At 35.7% G+C, this 2,563-nt stretch carries 2 protein-coding genes; both read left to right on the top strand.

What is annotated here, in order from left to right; all coding sequences use genetic code 11:
- A partial coding sequence (locus X924_RS07890) for a glycoside hydrolase family 3 C-terminal domain-containing protein (RefSeq protein ID WP_199172675.1) occupies positions 1-654 on the top strand: 654 nt, incomplete at its 5' end.
- A gap of 61 nt (positions 655-715) precedes the next feature.
- Positions 716-2,563 (top strand): ABC transporter substrate-binding protein (locus tag X924_RS07885; protein WP_146255683.1); only part of this gene is annotated, 1,848 nt, incomplete at its 3' end.

Below are 2,563 nucleotides of genomic sequence, written 5' to 3'. Positions count from 1 at the left end.
AACTGGGCACAAGAAAACATAGCAGCAATAATAGAATGTTGGTATCCAGGAGAAGAAGGAGGTACAGCGTTAGCTGATGTAATATTGGGAAAATACAATCCAGCTGGAAGATTACCGATAACGTTTGTAAAATCAGTAGACCAACTACCTCCATTTACTGATTACTCAATGAAAGGAAGAACGTACAGATACATGAAAGAAGAACCGCTCTATCCATTTGGATACGGACTTAGTTACTCAAAATTTGAATACAGTGACTTAAAGTTAGATCCCCAAGTTATGGATATAAAAGAATTAAAAGATATTGAGGTAGAAGTGACAGTAAAAAATACAAGTGACATAGCAGGCGAAGATGTAGTACAACTTTACATAAAAGATATAGAAAGCACAGTAGAAGTGCCAAAATATGAACTCAAAGGATTTAAACGGGTATATCTTAAACCGCAAGAAAGCAAAACGATAACTTTTAGAATTACACCAAGACAGTTAGGATTGATAAATGAAGAAGGGAGGTGTGTATTAGAACCAGGAGAGTTCAAGATATATGTAGGAGGTCAACAACCTGATGAAAGAAGCAAAGCATTGACAGGGGAAGATGTAGTTTCGGTGGTTTTAAGTGTTAAAGGTAAAGAAATATTAGAAATCGAGTATTAAAGTTCTATGTTTTTTAAAAGATTGGAAGTAAAGTAAGAAATTTAAGCAGGAGGTGTAAAAAATGAAAAAAAGTGTGTGGATAGTTTTGTTGTCTTTTTTACTTGTTATAACGGGCTTTTCACAAGTTGCAGGTGTACCAAGAGAAGAGACATTGATCGTTGATGTGTTATCAGGAAGAGCTGGGGCTCCGGCAAACTTTAATGTTTTTACGTCTGCCTGGCGTAATCCTGATAGAGGTATACAGCAACTTATATTAGAACCTTTATGGATAGTTGATCCAACTACTGGAGAAGTAATAAACGCTTTAGCAGCAGAAGGTCCCATATACAACAATGATTTCACTCAGATGACTATAAAATTAAGGAAAGGTTGTTATTGGAGTGATGGAGTAGAAATTACCGCAGATGATATTGTATATGGAATAGAAACGGCTATGAAATATCCAGCTATGGGTAGCCATGATACATTCAATTTGAATGTAGAAAAAGTATATAAAACAGATGACTATACGGTAGTCTTTGAATTGAAAGAATCCAATGCACGTTTCCATTCCAACTTTCTTGATAGATGGGGAGCTTGGAGACCATTTCCAAAACACATTTTTGAAAAAGTTGAAAATCCCGTGTCTTTTGATTTCAATCCTCCAATAAGCAGTGGGCCTTATGTACTAAAAGATTATGATCGAGCTGGTTATTGGACATTGTATGAAAAAAGAAAAGATTGGGATAGAACCCCAACAGGAATGTTGTACGGAGAACCGAAACCTAAATATGTTCTTTTCTATTATTATGGAGAAACTTCAAATAAAGTAATAGCTCAAGCGAATCATAATTTAGATATGACCGATTTAACAATGGAAGCTTTTAGAGCACTCACTCAAAGAAATCCATATACAAGAGGATACAGAATAGAATATCCATGGATAGTTAATGTTGATCCTGCTATAACTGGATTAGTTTTAAATAATGAAGTTTATCCATACAATCTAAAAGATGTCAGATGGGCATTGACATTAGCAATAGACATAGTAGATTACATTGGAATTGCTTTTGATGGCGCTGCTGCAATGGGAGTTTTACACTTACCACCCACTCCTTATTACATAGAAACTTATTATAAGCCGATGGAAGAATGGTTAAAAAATTTCACATTAGATATAGAAGTTAATGGACAACCATTCAAACCATATGATCCTTCTACCCCATTAAGAGCTGCACAATACGCAAGAGAAAGAGGATACAAAGTACCAAATGATATAGAATCTCTCAAAGAGATGTTTGGACCAGGATGGTGGAAATATGCACCTGATGTGGCAGAACAACTGTTAATTAGAAATGGATTTAGGAGAGATAGAAATGGTAAATGGTTATTGCCAGATGGTACTCCATGGAAGATTACTATAATTAATCATCCATCTCCTTCTCATCCTTCAAATAGAAATGGTTTGGCTGCTGCGCAGCAATGGAGAAATTTCGGAATCGATGTTACTATAGTTACAAATGAAGCAATACAAGATATAACTTTCTTTGGAAACTTTGAGGTATCAACCAACTGGCCAGCACCAGAACCATGGGGAGGTCATCCAGATTTGCACAGGGTTTTAAGTCCTTTCCATTCGAGACTTTATAAACCTATTGGTGAATATGCTGTACAAAATGGTCCAACTTCCAGATGGACTAATTCCGAATTAGATAAAATAGTTGAGAATATGGAAAAAATTGATTGGGACGATCCAAGAAACTTTGAATTTGGTATGGAAGGTCTAAAAATACTTGTAGAAGAAATGCCTACAATCCCAACATTTGGTTATCCCGGAGTTGTTGGATGGGACGAATATTATTGGACTAATTATCCTGGTGCAGAGAATGCATATACTCAACCTTATCACCATTGGCCAAATTTAAAATAC

It is taken from the genome of Petrotoga sp. 9PWA.NaAc.5.4, assembly GCF_002895485.1.
Taxonomy (GTDB): domain Bacteria; phylum Thermotogota; class Thermotogae; order Petrotogales; family Petrotogaceae; genus AZRK01.
This window is presented reverse-complemented; position numbering and strand designations above follow the sequence as displayed.